12 protein-coding genes, 1 tRNA gene and 1 pseudogene are annotated in these 17191 nt (G+C 73.6%); 8 read left to right on the top strand and 6 right to left on the bottom strand.

All coding sequences use genetic code 11. The features are described from left to right. Nucleotides 1-179 precede the first annotated feature (179 nt). On the top strand, nucleotides 180-1448 hold the full coding sequence (locus tag ACIG5E_RS11410) for a low temperature requirement protein A (protein ID WP_396533103.1): 1269 nt from the start codon (nucleotides 180-182) through the stop codon (nucleotides 1446-1448). Here the strand turns inward: ACIG5E_RS11410 and ACIG5E_RS11405 are convergent. Continuing rightward, complete coding sequence (locus tag ACIG5E_RS11405) at nucleotides 1436-2461, bottom strand: LysR family transcriptional regulator (protein ID WP_396533102.1); 1026 nt, start codon at nucleotides 2459-2461, stop codon at nucleotides 1436-1438. The genes ACIG5E_RS11410 and ACIG5E_RS11405 overlap by 13 nt on opposite strands. A gap of 263 nt (nucleotides 2462-2724) precedes the next feature. On the opposite strand from ACIG5E_RS11405, the gene snpA reads away from it, so the two are divergent. The 3 genes from snpA to ACIG5E_RS11390 all read left to right on the top strand — a co-directional run bounded on the left by snpA (nucleotide 2725) and on the right by ACIG5E_RS11390 (nucleotide 6565). Continuing rightward, complete coding sequence (gene snpA / locus ACIG5E_RS11400) at nucleotides 2725-3375, top strand: snapalysin (RefSeq protein WP_396533100.1); 651 nt, start codon at nucleotides 2725-2727, stop codon at nucleotides 3373-3375. Nucleotides 3376-3654: 279 nt separating this feature from the next. Then, on the top strand, nucleotides 3655-4314 hold the full coding sequence (locus ACIG5E_RS11395; protein WP_396533098.1) for a pentapeptide repeat-containing protein: 660 nt from the start codon (nucleotides 3655-3657) through the stop codon (nucleotides 4312-4314). A gap of 193 nt (nucleotides 4315-4507) precedes the next feature. Beyond that, nucleotides 4508-6565: a phosphocholine-specific phospholipase C gene (locus ACIG5E_RS11390; protein ID WP_396533096.1), complete on the top strand. Its 2058-nt coding sequence runs from the start codon at nucleotides 4508-4510 to the stop codon at nucleotides 6563-6565. 13 nt (nucleotides 6566-6578) lie between these two features. Here ACIG5E_RS11390 and ACIG5E_RS11385 read toward each other — a convergent pair whose 3' ends face one another. After that, on the bottom strand, nucleotides 6579-6860 hold the full coding sequence (locus ACIG5E_RS11385) for a hypothetical protein (protein WP_396533094.1): 282 nt from the start codon (nucleotides 6858-6860) through the stop codon (nucleotides 6579-6581). Nucleotides 6861-7027: 167 nt separating this feature from the next. On the opposite strand from ACIG5E_RS11385, the gene ACIG5E_RS11380 reads away from it, so the two are divergent. Next, complete coding sequence (locus ACIG5E_RS11380) at nucleotides 7028-7243, top strand: hypothetical protein (RefSeq protein ID WP_396533092.1); 216 nt, start codon at nucleotides 7028-7030, stop codon at nucleotides 7241-7243. 13 nt (nucleotides 7244-7256) lie between these two features. On the opposite strand, the gene ACIG5E_RS11375 is transcribed toward ACIG5E_RS11380, so the two are convergent. Next, entirely contained in the window at nucleotides 7257-10484 is a 3228-nt protein-coding gene (locus tag ACIG5E_RS11375; protein WP_396533090.1) for a S41 family peptidase, read from the bottom strand. Nucleotides 10485-10595: 111 nt separating this feature from the next. Here ACIG5E_RS11375 and ACIG5E_RS11370 point away from each other — a divergent pair, with 111 nt between their 5' ends. Next, on the top strand, nucleotides 10596-11792 hold the full coding sequence (locus ACIG5E_RS11370; RefSeq protein ID WP_396533088.1) for an MFS transporter: 1197 nt from the start codon (nucleotides 10596-10598) through the stop codon (nucleotides 11790-11792). On the opposite strand, the pseudogene ACIG5E_RS11365 reads toward ACIG5E_RS11370, so the two are convergent. The 3 genes and pseudogenes from ACIG5E_RS11365 to ACIG5E_RS11355 all read right to left on the bottom strand — a co-directional run. After that, nucleotides 11783-12097: pseudogene (locus ACIG5E_RS11365) on the bottom strand (DJ-1/PfpI family protein); the annotation flags it as partial. The gene ACIG5E_RS11370 and the pseudogene ACIG5E_RS11365 sit on opposite strands and share 10 nt — an antisense overlap. Before the next feature lie 267 nt (nucleotides 12098-12364). After that, nucleotides 12365-12438: transfer RNA gene (locus ACIG5E_RS11360), tRNA-Lys, on the bottom strand. 68 nt (nucleotides 12439-12506) lie between these two features. Then, nucleotides 12507-13415, bottom strand: coding sequence for an NADP-dependent oxidoreductase (locus tag ACIG5E_RS11355; RefSeq protein ID WP_396533086.1), 909 nt, complete (start codon nucleotides 13413-13415; stop codon nucleotides 12507-12509). Between the two features lie 213 nt (nucleotides 13416-13628). Here ACIG5E_RS11355 and ACIG5E_RS11350 point away from each other — a divergent pair, with 213 nt between their 5' ends. Both ACIG5E_RS11350 and pgi read left to right on the top strand, forming a co-directional pair. Next, nucleotides 13629-15215: a Na+/H+ antiporter gene (locus ACIG5E_RS11350; protein WP_396533085.1), complete on the top strand. Its 1587-nt coding sequence runs from the start codon at nucleotides 13629-13631 to the stop codon at nucleotides 15213-15215. A 209-nt stretch (nucleotides 15216-15424) separates the two neighbouring features. Continuing rightward, on the top strand, nucleotides 15425-17086 hold the full coding sequence (gene pgi, locus ACIG5E_RS11345; RefSeq protein WP_396533083.1) for a glucose-6-phosphate isomerase: 1662 nt from the start codon (nucleotides 15425-15427) through the stop codon (nucleotides 17084-17086). Nucleotides 17087-17191 lie beyond the last annotated feature (105 nt).

Here is a 17191-nt window from a genome sequence, read left to right as displayed (position 1 = left end):
ATCGCGCCCGGGTTCGAACGGAGTTGTCGCACTGGTGCGCGCACCGGTGGGCGCAGCGGCGTACGCGTCGCGCCGGTGCGTGCGCCGGGACCGGACCGCTGCCAGGATGCGGGACGGCGAGCCCCTCACCGGCCCAGTCCTCTCCTGCCGGCCGTCCCCGACCCCCCGGAGCAGCACCGATGACCAGCGATCCCGCCGCCGCGGCGGCATCCCGAGCGCAGCACGTCGACCCGCCCCCGGTGCGCCGGATGGTCCCCCGCGACCGCGACGAGCCGCACCGGGTCGCCACCCCGCTGGAACTCTTCTTCGACCTCTGCTTCGTGGTCGCGGTCGGCCAGGCCGGCCGCGAACTCGCCCACTCCCTCGCGGCCGGGCACTACGGCGAGGGCCTGCGCGGCTACGCGCTCGCCTTCTTCGCCATCTGGTGGGCCTGGATGAACTTCACCTGGTTCGCCTCCGCGTACGACTGCGACGACGTGCCGTACCGGATCACCACGCTGGTGCAGATCGCCGGCGTGCTGATCCTCGCCGCCGGGGTGCCGCGGCTGTTCGCCACCCAGGACCTGGCGCTGGCGATCACCGGGTACGTGGTGATGCGCCTGGCGATGGTCACCCAGTGGCTGCGCGCGGCGGCCGTCGAGCAGGGCCAGGCGCGCCGGGTAGCGCTGCGCTACGCGGTGGGGATCACGATCTGCCAGGTCGGCTGGGCGGTGGTGCTGCTGCTGCCGGACGCCGCCCGGCCGGTGGTCATCCCGATCGGCGTGCTGTGCGAGCTGGCCGTACCGGTGGTCGCCGAACTGCGGATGCAGACCGCCTGGCACCCGCACCACATCGCCGAGCGGTACGGGCTGTTCACCCTGATCGTGCTCGGCGAGACGGTGGCCGCCGCGACGGTGGCGGTGCAGTCGGCGGTGGACGAGCACGAGGGGCTGGGCCGGCTGGTGCCGGTGGCGGTCGGCGGGCTGCTGATCTGCTTCGCGGCCTGGTGGATCTACTTCGCCCGGCCCGTCCATGAGCACCTGCGCTCCAACCGGCAGGCCTTCGCCTGGGGCTACGGGCACTACCTGGTGTTCGGCTCGGCGGCGGCGATCGGCACCGGGCTGGAGGTGGCGGTGGAGTCGGCCGCGCACAAGGCGGAGATCTCCGAGGCGGCCGCCACCGCGACGGTCACCGTGCCGACCGCGGTCTACCTGGTCACCGTCTGGTACCTGCACTCCCGGCACACCAAGCGCGGCCTGGTCGCCCAGTCCGTGGCGCCGACCGGGGCGGTGCTGGTGCTGGCCTGCACCGCGCTGGGCGGCTCCGGGGTGCTGGCGGCGGGCCTGGTCTGCGCGCTGATGGTCGCGGTGGGGGTGCTGATCCACGGCCGGGCGAGCCGGGCGAGCCGGGAGGGTCGGGCGGACCGGGCGGACCGGGAGAGCCGCGGCGGCGGGGCTCAGAAGGCCTGAACCCGCTCCAGCAGCACGGGTTCGTGCCGCGCCAACCAGGCCAGGTAGGCCGGGTTGACCTTGGCCAGATCCAGGTAGGCGGCGCGCAGTTCGCCGTACAGCGCGTCCAGGGCGGGCTGGCTGAGCACCCGGGGGCGCCAGGTGAACAGCAGCCGGACGGCCAGCGGGTCCCCGTGCACCGGGCGGACCACCGTGCCGGGCCCGGGCAGCGAGGTCGGCTGGCAGGGGCGGACGGCCTCGCCGGAGGCGACCAGCTCGGCGGCGGTGGCGTTGTCCCGCACCTGCACCACCCGGGGGTTGAGCCCGGCCTCGCTGAACACCCGGCGCATTGCGGCGTACTCGTGGTCGGCGGTCGGGTCGACCATCCAGGTGTCCTCGGCGAGGTCGGCCAGGTGGACGACCGGCCGGGCGGCGGCCGGGTGCCCGGCGGCGAGCGCGACGAACTGCGGCTCGCGGGCCATCAGCACCCGGTGCTCGGCGTCCGGCGGCACCCGCAGTGGGAAGCCCTCGCTCTCGTACACGAAGGCCACGTCCAGCTGGTCGGCGGCGATCATCCGCAGCAGTGCGCTGGCGGAGATGTCGACGTGGATGGTGGTGTCGGTGTCCGGCAGCCGCTCGTGCACCCGGCGCAGCCAGGCGGCGACCGCCCGGCTGCCGACGCTGCCGATCCGCAGCCGCCGCTGGCGGCCGGGCCCGGTGGTGTCGAGGGCCTCCTGGCGGGCGGCGGCGACCAGGGCGGCCATCTCGCTGATCACCGGCCGGGCCCGGGACAGCACGGAGTGGCCGAGCGCGGTGGGCCGGCTGCCGGTCTGCTCGCGGGTGAACAGGGTTCCGCCGATGGTCCGTTCGATGCGGTGCAGCTGGGTGGTGAGGGAGGGCTGGGTCATGCCGAGTTGGAGCGCGGCCTTGCGGAGGCTGCCGGTGTCGGCGATCGCGCACAGCACCCGGAGGTGTCTCACGTCGAGCTCCACGACGGGATCATAGTCGTCACCGCACCACCTCGCCAAGGACATGACAGGAGATCACGGGCACGCCGACGGAGGCCCGGGCGTCCGCGCGGGCGTCCGGGTGGACCCGCGGCCGACGGATCGCCGCCGATATGCGGCTGGGCTATCGCCGGTTGACATCATCCGCGACGGGCCCGGGCGGGTCGAAGCTCAGGGGCACCACACCGCCCCGGTCCAGCCGGGACGGCCCCCCACCGCGCGCCACTGCCGCCGGGTCCGGCCCCCACCGGCCCCGGCCGGCCGGCGCACCGCGACTTCGGAGCCCCCACATGAAGCGATCCGTGCTGTCCGCGACCCTGGGCCTCGGCCTCGCCGCCACCCTCGTGACCCTGCCCGCCACCGCCGTCGCCGCACCCGCCGCCCCGGCGGCGCAGACCCACACCGTCCGGACCAACGCCGGCGCGGCGTACGCCGGTTCGGCCGAGGAGGCCGCGAACAACCAGGCCTTCTTCCAGGCCGTGATGGCCTCGGCCAAGGCCAGGCGGGCCGCCGACCCGTGGCTGCAGACCGTCACCGTCACCTACGACACCACCAACGCGCCCTCCTTCGCCGGCGACATCGCCAACGCCGCGCAGATCTGGAACAGCTCGGTGCACAACGTCCAGCTCCAGGAGGCCAGCGGCACCGGCGACTTCTCGTACACCGAGGGCGACGGCAGCGGTTCGTACGCCAGCACCGACGGGCACGGACACGGCTACATCTTCATCGACCACCAGCAGGCCCAGGAGTACTACTCGCTCCGGATCGTCGCCCACGAGACCGGGCACGTGCTCGGCCTGCCCGACGACTACTCCGGCCCGTGCAGCGAACTGATGTCGGGCCACGGCCCCGGCCCGTCCTGCACCAACGCGCACCCCGACGCCAACGAGAGCGCACAGGTCGACGCGCTCTGGGCGAACGGCGTGACGGCGGCCAACTGACCTGCCCGTAGGGCGAATCGGGTGCGGCGACCCGCCCGGCCGGAAACGGGCGGGTCGCCGCATGGGTACTTCCCCGACCGGGAGCCTAGTCGCCCCCGGAACGGAATGCCAGGGGCATGGCTGAGTCAAGACGAGTAAAAGACGGCTCAAATCCGGAGGGTCCCGGGGCATTGCACCGGGCTATCGCCGGGTGGGGCCCTGTCGGTGGCGCGTGCGAGCATGCGGGCGAGACCCGTTCGCCCCCGACCCGTTCGCCCCGACCCGTGAGGTGCCGTCGCCATGCCCCGTCCCGCCCCCGAGCAGCTCGCCGACCTCCCGTACGCCGAACTGCTGCGCCCCCACACCGGCCCGCTGCGCAGCGACGCGCGGTACGACACCACGCACTTCGACGGCGGCGGGCACACCGATGAGTCGGGCGCCGGCGCCGTCTTCCTGGAGTGCGCCTTCACCGGGGTCGCGCTCAGCGGGGTCAAGCTGCGCCAGGCCCGGTTCAACGAGGTCTGGGTGCGGGCCGGCCGCTGGGTGGCCTGCGACCTGAGCGACACCGAGTGGCAGGACAGCGCCTTCGTCGGCGGCGTGCTGGCCGGGGTCGCCGGGTACGGCGCCGCGCTGCGCCGGGTGGTGTTCCGCGGCTGCAAGCTGGAGGCCGTCAACCTGCGGGCGGCCGTGCTGCGGGACGTCGTGTTCGAGGACTGCCTGCTGCGCGACGTGGACTTCGGCGAGGCGAAGCTGACCGGGGTGTCCTTCCCCGGCTCGACGCTGGAGGAGGTCCGGCTGCGCGGGGCCGTGCTGAGCAAGACCGACCTGCGCGGAGCCGTCCGGCTCGGCCTCGCGGACGGCCACCAGGGCCTGCGCGGAGCCGTCATCAGCTCGACCCAACTGCTGGAGCTGGCACCGCAGTTCGCCCATGCACTGGGTATCGAGGTCAAGGACCGCTGAGCCTGCACCGTCCCTCCCCGGCGGATCCGTCGGGCGTTCAGCCGTGCGTCGCCCGGTGACACCCGGCCGAACAGTCCGACAACCCTGCTGCACACATCTGGTGGCCCGCTCCGGCCGCGGTGGAGACTGCTCCGCGATCGATGAGCCCCGACTTGTGTACACAACATCGCCAGCGAAGGGACGGACCGGGCTGATGGCCGAGTTGAGTCGTAGGAAGTTCGTCACGCTGTCCGGCGCCGCCGCGGCCGGTCTCACGGTGGCCGGCACCGGCGCCGCGGGGGCCGCCGCCGCGACCGCCTCCACCACCGCGCTCAGCACCACCGGCACCATCACCGACGTGCAGCACGTGGTGATCCTGATGCAGGAGAACCGCAGCTTCGACCACTACTTCGGCACCCTCAAGGGCGTGCGCGGCTTCGCGGACAAGGCCACCATCCAGATCTCCGGCGGCCACAGCGTCTTCAACCAGCCGAACGGCCTGTTCGCCCGGCAGTACCCGTGGGCCTTCAACCCCACGGGCGCCGGCGGCTCCCCGGAGACCCAGGCGCAGTGCAACGGCGACCTCTCGCACGCGTGGTCCGACCAGCACAAGGCCTGGAACGGCGGCAAGATGGACTCCTGGGTGTCCGCCAAGGGCACCGTCCGCACCCTCGGCTACCTGCAGCGCGGCGACATCCCGTTCCACTACGCGCTGGCCGACAACTGGACCATCTGCGACGCCTACCACTGCTCGGTGCTGAGCGCGACCGGCCCCAACCGCACCTACCACTGGTCGGGTTGGATCGACCCCAGCGGCACCGCCGGCGGCCCCGCCTACGACGGCGGATCCGAGTCCAACCTGCGCTGGCAGACCTACGCCGAGGCGCTGGAGAACGCCGGCGTCAGCTGGAAGGTCTACCAGAACGCCAACGACAACTTCGGCGACAACGCCCTCGCCTACTTCAGCCAGTTCACCGGCGCCGCGGCCGGCAGCCCGCTCGCGGTCAAGGGCATGGGCTCCGTCCCCGCCGTCACCGGCCGGACCCCGGACGACATCGCCGCCGCGATCAGGGCCGATGTGCTGAACGGCACCCTGCCGCAGGTCTCCTGGATCGTCGCGGACCAGCAGTCCTCCGAGCACCCCTACGCCACCCCCGAGGACGGCGCGCACTTCGTCCACCTGGTGATGGACGCCCTGAACGCGGACCCCAACGTGTTCAACTCCACCGTCCTGCTGATCAACTACGACGAGAACGACGGCTTCTTCGACCACGTCCCGCCGCCGGCCGCGCCCTCCGGCACCGCGGACGAGTTCTACAACTCCACCAACATCGGCCTCGGCTTCCGCGTCCCGCTGATCGCCGTCTCCCCGTGGAGCCGCGGCGGCTGGGTCAACTCCGAGACCTTCGACCACACCTCGGTGCTGCGCTTCCTGGAGGTGTGGACCGCCGCCATCGGCAAGCCGGCCACCAGCCCCAACATCAGCGCCTGGCGCCGCCAGGTCTGCGGCGACCTCACCTCGGTGTTCGACTTCGCCAACCCGGTGTACGGCATGCCCGCGCTGCCCGACACCTCCCAGACCATCGGCCTGTCCACCTGCGGCCCGCTGGCCAACCCCTCGCCGAGCAACAACGCGCTGCCCGCGCAGGAGCCCGGCACCCGGCCGGCCCGCGCCCTGCCGTACCAGCCCAACGCCAACCTGGACCACTGGGACACGGCCGCCGGCGGCGTCATGCACGTCTGGCTGAAGATGTCCAACGACGGCGCCGCCCGGTCCGCGCACTTCGCCGCCTACGCCAACGCCTACCGCAGCGGCGGCCCCTGGCAGTACACCGTCGCCTCCGGCAGCCCGGCCACCGACTTCTTCAACTGCGGCACCAACGGCTTCGGCAACGGCAAGTACGACCTGACCGTGGTCGGCCCGAACCGGTTCCTGCGCCGCTTCACCGGCGACCTCACCCAGCCGGGCAAGAACGCCGCCGTCACCGCCTCCTACGCGGTCGAGCCGGGCAGCGGCAAGCCGGCGGTCTACTTCAAGATGGCCAACTCCGGCAGCACCCCGATCACCTTCACCATCACCTCCAACAACTACCGGACGGACGGCCCCTGGACCTACCAGGTGCCGGCCGGCGGCAGCACCAGCGACTTCTTCAACGCGGTCGCCTACAACAACGGCTGGTACGACTTCACCGTCACGGTGGACGTCGACAGCAGCTGGACCCAGCGCTTCACCGGTCACCTGGAGACGGGCGCGCCCAGCATCAGCGGCTGACCCCGCTCAGCGCTCACCCGTACGGGCCCCGCGGGAACCACGGATCGTGGACCTCGCGGGGCCCGTACGGCGTCAGCAGGGTGAAGGTGCGGACGCCCGCCGCGTACTCGGCCAGCTGGACCGCGCCGTAGCGGGTCTCCAGCTCGGCCCGCACCGGCACCGGCAGCTTGCTCAGCGCCCGCCGCAGCTGCAGCGCGTCGCGCCGGCTGATCGGGTGCGGGGCGCGCGGCACCAGCCGCAGCGGGCCGACCCGCCGGCGCGGCCCGTCGTGCAGTTCCTCGGTCGAGTTCCTCACAACCGCCACCTTCCGCCCGCCGCGCGCCCCCGACTACGGCCCTTCGACGCCTTCCACCGGGACCAAAGGCTCAAGGTGCATCCGTGCGCGCCCGGTGTGAGAGTGGGGGCAGCCCGGAATTCCGTCGTTCCGTCCGCAGCACCGTTCCGTTCGCAGGAGGAGGAGTCATGGGCATCTTGGACAGGTTGTTCCACCGCCCGCCACAGCACGAGAGCACGGGGGAGGACGCCGCCCAGCGCGCCGCCCTCGCCCACGACGAGGCGGCCGACGCGTTCGGTGACGACGTCGAGCGCTCCCGGGAGACGCAGGAGAAGCGCGCCCAGGAGGAGGCCGACCGGCGCGCCGCCGAGAACATGACCGCCGAGGGCGACCCCTGGGACTGACCTCCCCCGTGCGTCACCCCGCCCGCGGCGGCAGCGGCGGGCGCCGCAGGTCCGGCCGGGGCGTGGACTCCGGCGGGGGCGCCGCCGCGGGCGCGTCCTCCAGCAGCTCGAGGGCCAGCTGGACGGCGGTGACCAGCTCCGGGTGGCGCCCCCGGGCCCAGTCCTGCGGGGCGCGCAGCACGTGCACGTCCGGCTCGACGCCCCGGTTCTCCACCGACCAGCCGAGCCCGCCGCTGAACCAGGAGGCGTTCTTCGGCACCGAGATCTGGGTGCCGTCGCCCAGGGTGTGCCGCCCGGTCATCCCGACCACCCCGCCCCAGGTGCGGTTGCCGATCACCGGGCCGAGGCCGAGCAGTTTGATCGCCGCGATGATCACGTCCCCGTCCGAGCTGGTGGCCTCGTCGGCGAGCGCCACCAGCGGGCCGCGCACCGCGTGCCGGGGCCAGCGGACGGGCTGGCGGTCGCGGCTGAAGTCCCAGGCGAGGACGTGCCGGGTGAGCTTCTCCAGGACCAGTTCGGAGACGTTGCCGCCGGCGTTGCCGCGTACGTCCAGTACCAGTGCGGGCTTGTCCAGTTCGCGTCGCAGGTCCCGGTTGAACTGCGCCCAGCCGGAGCCGCCGAGGTCCGGGATGTGCAGGTAGCCGCACCGGCCGTCGCTAAACTCCCGTACCAGGGAACGGCGTTTGGCGACCCAGTCCTGGTAGCGGACGGCCCGTTCGTCGGTCAGTGGGGTGACGGTGATCCGCCGCACCGGGCCGTCCGGGTCGCTGCGCAGGGCCAGTTCGACGGTGGTGCCGCCGGTGCCGGCCAGCAGCGGCAGCGGTCCGCGCACCGGGTCGACCGGGCGGCCGCCGATCTCCAGCAGTTCGTCGCCGTCCCGGACGCCCTGGGCGGCGAGCGGGGCGCGGGCGCGCGGGTCGGAGGACTCGCCGGGCAGGATCCGGTCGACCAGCCAGCGGCCGTCGGGGGCGCGGTGGGCGTTGGCGGCGAGCAGACCGAGCGGCTGCTGGGCGAGGCTGGGGCCCTCGGCGCGCCGGGAGGGGGTGACGTAGGCGTGCGAGGTGCCGAGTTCGCCGAGGAGTTCGCGCAGCAGGTCGGCGAAGTCGTCGGGTGAGCAGACCCGTTCCAGCAGCGGCTCGTACTGGGCGACCAGCGCGGGCCAGTCCAGGCCGGACATCCGCTCGTCCCAGAACTGGTCCCGGACGATCCGGGCCGCCTCGTGGTACGCCTGGCGCCACTCGGCGGCCGGGTGCACGGTGTGGGTGATCCGGCGCAGGTCGACGCTGGTCCCGGCGGAGGGCATGCCGACCGGGATCACCCGCAGCGTCCCGGCCGAGTAGACCGCGATCGAGCCGCCGTCCCCGGAGACCGCGTAGCCGTCCAGCTTGTCCACCAGCGTGGTGCGGCTGCCCCGGGCCAGGTCGAAGTGCTCCAGCGAGGGCCGGCCGGAGGTGTCGTCGGGGCTGGCGAAGGTCTGCCCGAGCGTGCCGGAGATCGGCCAGCGCAGCCAGACCAGGCCGCCGCGCACCGCGTCGGTGGCCGAGTACTTGGAGGCGATCACCGGGAACTGCAGCAGCCGGTCGCCGATCCCCTGGGGGTCGACCCGGACGGTGCCGTCGCCGCCGCCGTCCCCGCGCGGGGCGCCGTCCTCGGCGGGAGCGGCGAACGGGGAGGGCGTGTCGGCGGCGAGCGGGACGAGGTAGGGGCGGCAGCCGAGCGGGAAGGAGAGGTCGCCGGTGTGCACGTCGTGGACGGGGTCGAAGCCGCGCCAGGACAGGAAGGCCAGGTAGCGGCCGTCCCGGGTGAACACCGGCTGCTCGTCCTCGAAGCGGCCGTCGGTGACGTCGGTGATCGGTGCGGAGGCGTCGGTGCGGGTGAGCCGGATGCGGCGCAGCGAGCGCCCGGCGGCGGGCTGGGACCAGGCGATCCAGTGCGAGTCGGGGGAGAACCGGGCGCTGGCGACGGGCCCGTAGCCGGAGGCGGCGAGCTCGCGGACCTCGCCGTCGGCGGCGGAGACCAGCAGCAGCCGTCCGTCCGAGGTGGCGGCGGCGAGCCGGGCGCCGTCGGGGGAGGCGGTGAGCTCCAGGACCCGGCCGATCTTCCCGGCGGCGAGCACCCGGTGGTGGTGCCGGGCCCGGCCGGCGAGTTCGGAGGGGGCGTCGTGCCCCGGCAGCGGCATCACCTCGATCGCGTCGGCGCCCCGGGCGTCGGTGATCCAGGCCGCCTCGCCGGTGTGCCCGAGCACCACCGGCAGCCGGGTCCGGACCCCGGGGGTGTCGACGAGCACGCGGGCCGGGCCGTCCTTGTGGGTGAGCCAGTACTGGCTGCCGCGCACGGTGATCACCCCGGCCCGGCCGGTCTGGTCGCAGGCGAGGTCCTTGACCTGGGAGGCGGCGCCGACCTGGTACGGGCGGCGGCCGGCCCGGGCGCCGCCGAGCGGGACGTGCAGCCGGTGCGGGGCGGGGGCGTCCAGGCCGTCGAGCAGCCAGAGGTCGCCGGCGTGCTGGTAGACGATCCGGGTGCCGTCGGTGGCGGCCTCGCGGGCGTAGTAGGAGGCGTGGTCGGTGTGCCGGCGCAGGTCGGTGCCGTCGGGGCGGCAGGAGTAGAGGTTGCCGATGCCCTCGTGGTCCGAGAGGAAGGCGACCCGGTCGCCGACCGGCATGGGGGAGGCGAGGTGGCCGGTGTGCTCGGGCAGGATCAGTTCGCCGTCCACCCAGAGCCGGCCGATCGCACCGCCGCGGTAGCGCTTCCAGGCGGCGGGCTCGTGCGGGGCGGAGCCGGTGAGCAGGACGGTCCGCTCCCGGCTCATCTGGGCGTCGCCGACCGGGCCCCAGGGCATCCGGCGGCCCGGGGAGCCGTCCGGGGGCAGGGCGTGTGCCCAGGTGTAGTGGCCGAAGGGCTCGTGGAAGGAGGTGACGGCCAGCACCTCGCCGTCCGGCAGCCAGCCGCGCACCCGGGTGTCCTGGCTGCCCCAGTAGCTGAGCCGGCGGGCCTCGCCGCCCTCGACCGGGGCGGTCCACACCTCGGGGGTCAGGCCGAGCCAGCTGGTCCAGGCGAGGGTGGTGCCGTCGGGGGAGAACCGGGGGTTGCTGACCCGGGTGCGGTCGCAGCCGACCCGCCAGGCCCGGCCGGTGGCGGTGCCGTCGGGGTCCAGCGGGGCGAGCCAGACGTCGTCCTCGGCGGTGAAGGTGAGCAGGCCGTCGTGCAGGTGGGGGTGGCGGAGGTAGCCGGGCGGGGTCACCCCTCCATCCTTCGACGGGGTGTCACCCCCGGCAACCCGGGGCGGGCGCCGGGATGCCCCGACGGGTCTGGGTTGAACCTGACACCGGTGTGAGGCCCAAGCATGCTCCCCATGGCGACCACACAGCTCACGACCCCGGTACCCCACAAGCCCTTTCCGCTCCCGGCCCTGCTCGCCCTGGCCACCGCCGTCTTCGTCACGGCGCTGACCGAGACCCTGCCGGCCGGCGTCCTGCCCTGGATGAGCGACGCCCTCGGCGTCGGCGAATCCGCCACCGGGCAGACCGTCACCGTCTACGCGATCGGCACCGCCGCCACCGCGATCCCGCTGACCGCCGCCACCGCCGGCTGGGGCCGCAAGCGGTTGCTACTCACCGCGATGGCCGGCTTCGCGGTGGCCAACACCGTCACCGCGGCCTCCACCAGCTACCCGCTCACCCTGGCCGCCCGCTTCCTCGCGGGCGTCGCGGCCGGCCTGGCCTGGGCACTGCTGGCCGGGTACGCGCGGCGGCTGGTGCCGGTCGACCAGCAGGGCCGGGCCATGGCGGTGGCGATGGCGGGGGTGCCGGTGGCACTGTCCGTGGGAGTGCCGATCGGCACCTTCCTCGGCCAGGTGCTCGCCTGGTGGGTGCCCTTCCTGGCCATGACGGCACTGGCGCTCGGCGTGGTCGGCTGGATCGCGGCGCTGCTTCCCGAGCAGCCCGGCCGGCCGGAGGGTGGGCGCGCCCCGGTGCGCAGCGCGCTCACCGCGCCCGGGGTGGTGCCGGTGCTCGCCGTGACGGTGCTCTTCGTGCTCGCCCACACCATCCTGTTCACCTACGTCGCGCCCTTCCTCGACCGGGCCGGCCTCGGCGGCTCCGCCGACTCCGTGCTGCTGGTCTTCGGACTGGCCTCGCTGGCGGGCATCTGGTTCGTCGGCTCCCACATCCACCGCCGGCTGCGGCAGTTGACGATCGGCGGCGCACTGCTGGTCGCGGTGACCGCCGCCTTGCTCGGCCTCGGGGCGCACAGCACGCCGCTGGTGTACCTCGCCGCCCTGCTCTGGGGCCTGGGCTGGGGCGGCACGCCGACCCTGCTGCAGACCGCCGTCGGCGACGCGGGCGGCGAGCGGGCGGACGCCGCCCAGGCGATGCTGGTCACCCTGTGGAACGCCGCGATGGCGGGCGGCGGGCTGGTCGGCGGCCTGGTGCTCGGCCGTCTCGGCACCGGCGCCCTGCCCTGGACGGTGCTCGCCCTGCTGCTGCCCGTCCTCGCGCTGGCCCTCGCCGCCCGCCGCCACGGCTTCCCGGCGAGCCGGCGTCAGCCCTGAAGCAGCCGGTGCGCCCCCGCGACCACCTCGGGGGACGCCTTCGCCAGCGAACCGGCGGCGTACGGCGGCTGGGGGTCGTACTCGATGAGCAGCTGGATCGCCTGGGCGGTCTCGTCGCCGGCGATCAGGCCGGTCAGCGTCAGCGCGAGGTCGATCCCGGCCGAGACCCCGGCCGCGGTGGCGTACTTGCCGTCGACCACGATCCGCTCGGTGCCGGTCGGCTCCGCACCGAACCGGGGCAGCTGGTCCAGCACGCCCCAGTGGCTGGTGGCCCGGCGGCCCTTGAGCAGCCCGGCGGCGCCCAGCTGCCGGGCGGCCGGGCCCGCCCCCGCGAACACCTCCACCGGGCCGGTGACGTCCAGGCTCTGCACGCCGTCGTAGAGGACGACGACCACGCTGCGCGCTCTCATGCGGCCAGCCTGTCAGCGGGCCGGAGTGGCAGCAATGACCTGTTTCCCACCTTTCCTGCCACCACCGGCGCCGGGGCCCGAGCGCCCCGGAGGCGGGCGGGCGAGTAGCTGCCGAAACGCCGAGAGGCCCTTCGCTCTCGCGAAGGGCCTCTCGGCTGTCTGTGCGCCGCCAGGGACTCGAACCCCGGACCCGCTGATTAAGAGTCAGCTGCTCTAACCAACTGAGCTAGCGGCGCCTGCTGACGTGGAGAACATTACCTGGTCAGCGGCCGAAACACACAATCGGCCCGGACGGCCCGCCCGCTCAGACGGTGAGCACCACCTTGCCCCGGACGTGGCCGGTCCCGACCAGCCGGTGCGCCTCCTCGGCCCTCTCCAGCGGCAGCGACTCGGCGATCTCCAGCCGCAGCCCGCCCGCCTCCCACAACCGCACCAGCTCGGCCAGCCGCTCGGCCGTGCGCGGGGCCCGCAGCCCCCGGACGCCCAGCCGCTCGGCCTCCGGGTAGTCGACCACGGTGCCGATCCGGTCCCGGTCGGCGACCAGTTCGACGGAGGCCGCCAGGGCGCCCCGCCCGGCCGCGTCGAAGGCCGCGTCCACCCTCTGCGGCGCGACCGCCCGGACCCGCCCGACCAGCCCCTCGCCGTACGTGACAGGGACGGCGCCCAGCTCGCGCAGGTAGTCGTGGTTGCGCTCGCTCGCGGTGCCGATCACGGTGGCGCCCCAGGCCCGGGCGAGCTGGACGGCGACGGTGCCGACCCCGCCGGCGGCGCCGTGCACCAGCACGGTGTCGCCGGGGCCGACCCCGAGCAGGGTGAGCGCCACGTGGGCGGTCTGGCCGGAGGCGGAGAGCGCGCCGGCCTGCTCCCAGGGCATCCCGGCGGGCTTGGCCACCAGCTGGGCGGCGTCCACCGTGACCAGCTCGGCCTGGCAGCCCAGCACCCGGAAGCCCAGCACCTCGTCGCCGACCCGCCAGTCGTCGACGCCCGGCCCGAGCCGGTCCACCACCCCGGCGAACTCGTTGCCGAGGACGAACGGCGGCTCGGCCGCCATCCCCGGCGGGCGGAAGCCCTCCCGGATCGCGAGGTCCACCGGCTGCACCCCGGCGGCGTACACCCGCACCCGGACCTCGCCCGCGCCGGGCTCGGGGTCGGGCACCTCGGTGACCCGCAGGACCTCCGGACCGCCGGGCCTCGGTACGGTGACCGCCTTCATGGGGTGCTCCTCTCGCCGCTTCGCCGGTTCGCCGTTTTCGCCGCTCGAACGCCCGAACGCTCGAACGCTCGAACGCTCCCGATCCTCGGACCTGAAGTGCGCTTGAGGTCAAGCGTCCGTTCGGCGCGTCTTCACCGATGGGCGCATTGTCAGATTTATCCTGGGCGGCGCTCAGCCGTCCGCCGCCGATCCGCCGTCGAGAGGAACCTCCCCGTGGGCCAGCTGCCCCTGTTCTTCCTGGTGCTGCTCGCCTCCGTGGTGACCATGCCGCTCGCCCGCAAGACGGGCGTGCCGCAACCGGTCCTGATGACCCTGCTCGGCATCGTCATGGCGCTCGTCCCGCAGATCCCGGACGTCAAGATCGAGCCGGAGCTGATCCTCCCGCTGGTCCTGCCGCCGCTGATCTTCGCCGTCGCCCGGCGCTCCTCGGTCCGCTACTTCAAGGCCAACGTCCGCTCGATCCTGCTGCTGGCCGTCGCCCTGGTGGTGGTCACCACGATCGCCGTGGCCGGCACCGTGCACTGGCTGCTGCCCGCGCTGCCGCTGGCCGCCGCGATCGCGGTCGGCGCGCTGGTCTCCCCGCCCGACCCGGTGGCCGCCGTCGCGGTGGCCGGCAGCATCGGGCTGCCCCGGCGTCTGGTGGCGATCCTGGAGAGCGAGGGCCTGTTCAACGACGTCACCGCGATCGTCATCTACTCGCTGGCCATCGAGGCGATGGCCAGCGGCGACTTCTCGGTCGGCAACGCGGTGCTGCGCTTCATCCTGTCCGCGGTGCTCGCCGTGGTCGTCGGCGTCGCCCTCGGCTGGGCGAACGCCAGGCTCGCCGAACGCCTGGACGACCCGACCCAGCAGGTCGCGCTCAATCTGCTGGTGCCCTTCGCCGCCTACGCCCTCGCCGAGGAGATCCACGGCTCCGGCGTGCTCGCCGTGGTGATCTGCGCGCTCTACCTCGCCGAGCGGGCCGCCGACGCCGACGCCGTCTCCTACCGGCTGGTCGGCAACGCCTTCTGGGAGGTGGTCGAGATCCTGATCACCGGCGTCGCCTTCGGCCTGATCGGCCTGGAGCTGGCCACCGTGCTCAAGGAGGCCGGCCGCGGCTGGACCGGCTTCCTCGGCGACGCCGCCGTGGTCATCGCGGTCGTGGTGCTGGTCCGGCTGCTCTGGCTGCTGCCGGCCGGCTGGCTGTCGAAGAAGCTGCGCAAGGACGACGAGGAGGACACCCCGTTCAGCTGGAAGGAGAGCATGGTCCTCTGGTGGTCCGGCATGCGCGGTGTGGCCACCGTCGCCCTGGCCCTCGCCATCCCGCTCACCCTGCACTCGGGCGCGGACTTCCCGGAGCGCGGCCGGCTGGTCTTCATCGCCTTCAGCGTGGTGCTGTTCACCCTGCTGGTCCAGGGCCTGACCCTGCCCTGGCTGGCCAAGCGGCTCCAGCTGGACATCGACCATGACCGGCACGAGCAGGCCGTGCGCGAACTCTGGTGGCGGGCCGCCAAGGCCGGGCTCAAGCGGCTCGGCGAACTGGAGGAGCAGGACCGGCTGCCCGCCGAGGTCGCCGACCGCCTGCGGGACCGTCAGCACGACCGGCTGGCCCGGCTCTGCCCCGAGAACTACGCCGAGGAGGAGGCCGCCGAGGCGAAGCTGCGCCTCTCCCAGTGGCGGGCCGCCGCGGAGGTCGAGCAGGAGATGATCGCCGCCTCCCGGCGCGAGATGCTCATCGCCCGCAGCGAGCTCGGCGCCGACCCGGGACTGGTCGACCACGTGCTGCGCGGGCTGGACCTGCGCTCGGAGCGCAAGCAGTGACTGCAGCGGAAGTGACGGGCAGGCGGAAGTGACGGCCAGTCCGCGCGCGCCGGTCGGAATGTGCGCGACCCCCTCCGGGGTTGCATAGGCTGAACCCGGGCAGGCCGTCAACGGAGTCGGCGCACCACCAGTACCGCCACGACCTCGCGAACACACCCTCACGCCTGGCCCTGCCGGTTTCTGCACCCAGATGAATCGAGGACCCACCGATGTCGGAGACCCGCGCCGACGCCCGCACCCCGCTCGACCGCACCCCGCAGTGGGCCGCCCTGGCCAAGCACCGGTCCGAGCTGGGCGAGACCCATCTGCGCGAGCTGTTCGCCGCCGACCCCGAGCGCGGCCGCACCCACACCCTGCAGGTCGGCGACCTGCACGTGGACTACGCCAAGCACCTGGTCACCGACGAGACGCTGGAGCTGCTGCGCGAGCTCGCCGCCGCCACCGGCGTCGCCGAGCTGCGGGACGCCATGTTCCGCGGCGAGAAGATCAACATCACCGAGCGGCGTGCCGTCCTGCACACCGCGCTGCGCGCCCCGCGCGACGCCGTGATCGAGGTCGACGGCGTCAACGTCGTCCCGGGCGTGCACGCCGTCCTGGACAAGATGGCCGCCTTCGCCGACCGGGTCCGCAGCGGCGAGTGGAAGGGCCACACCGGCAAGCCGATCCGGACCGTGGTCAACATCGGCATCGGCGGCTCCGACCTCGGCCCGGCGATGGCCTACGAGGTGCTCCGCCCGTACAGCAAGCGCGACCTGGACGTCCGCTTCGTGTCCAACGTGGACGGCGCCGACCTGCACGAGGCGGTCCGCGACCTCGACCCGGCCGAGACGTTGTTCATCGTCGCCTCGAAGACCTTCACCACCATCGAGACCATCACCAACGCGATCTCCGCGCGGTCCTGGCTGCTCGACGGCCTGGGCGCCGGCACCGAGGCGGTGGCCAAGCACTTCGTCGCGCTGTCCACCAACGCCCAGGGCGTGCAGGACTTCGGCATCGACACCGCCAACATGTTCGAGTTCTGGGACTGGGTCGGCGGCCGCTACTCCTACGACTCGGCGATCGGCCTCTCGCTGATGATCGCCATCGGCCCGGACGCCTTCCGCGAGATGCTGGACGGCTTCCACCTGGTCGACGAGCACTTCCGCACCGCCCCGCCGGAGCGGAACGTCCCGCTGCTGCTCGGCCTGCTCGGCGTCTGGTACGGCGCGTTCTTCGACGCCCAGGCGCACGCGGTGCTGCCCTACTCGCACTACCTGTCCAAGTTCACCGCCTACCTGCAGCAGCTGGACATGGAGTCCAACGGCAAGTCGGTGACCCGCGACGGCACCCCGGTCGGCTGGCAGACCGGCCCGGTGGTCTGGGGCACCCCCGGCACCAACGGCCAGCACGCCTACTACCAGCTGCTGCACCAGGGCACCAAGGTGATCCCGGCCGACTTCATCGGCTTCGCCAAGCCGGTCGCCGACCTGCTCCCCGGGCTGGTCGCCCAGCACGACCTGCTGCTGGCCAACTTCTTCGCCCAGACCCAGGCGCTGGCCTTCGGCAAGACCCCGGAGGAGGTCGCCGCCGAGGGCGTGCCGGCCGAGCTCGTCCCGCACAAGACCTTCAAGGGCAACCACCCGACCACCACCATCCTGGCCGCCGAGCTGACCCCCTCGGTGCTGGGCCAGCTGGTCGCGCTGTACGAGCACAAGGTGTTCGTCCAGGGTGCGGTCTGGAACATCGACTCCTTCGACCAGTGGGGCGTCGAGCTGGGCAAGGTGCTCGCCAAGCGGATCGAGCCGGTGCTGCTCACCGGCGAGGGCGGCGAGCAGCTGGACAGCTCCACCGCCGAGCTGGTCGCCCGCTACCGCTCGCTGCGCGGCCGCTGAGGCCCGGCCGGGCCGTCCGCTCCGGCGGGTGGTCCGGCTCGTCCATCCGCGGGCTTGCCCGTTAGCCCGTTCGCTCGGTTGCTCGCCCGCTCCGTGAACGGGCGG

It is taken from the genome of Kitasatospora sp. NPDC053057 (assembly GCF_044546945.1).
In the GTDB taxonomy this organism is placed as follows: Bacteria; Actinomycetota; Actinomycetes; order Streptomycetales; family Streptomycetaceae; genus Kitasatospora.
The sequence above is the reverse complement of the archived record's forward strand: the minus strand, read 5'-3'. Positions and strand labels throughout refer to the sequence as shown.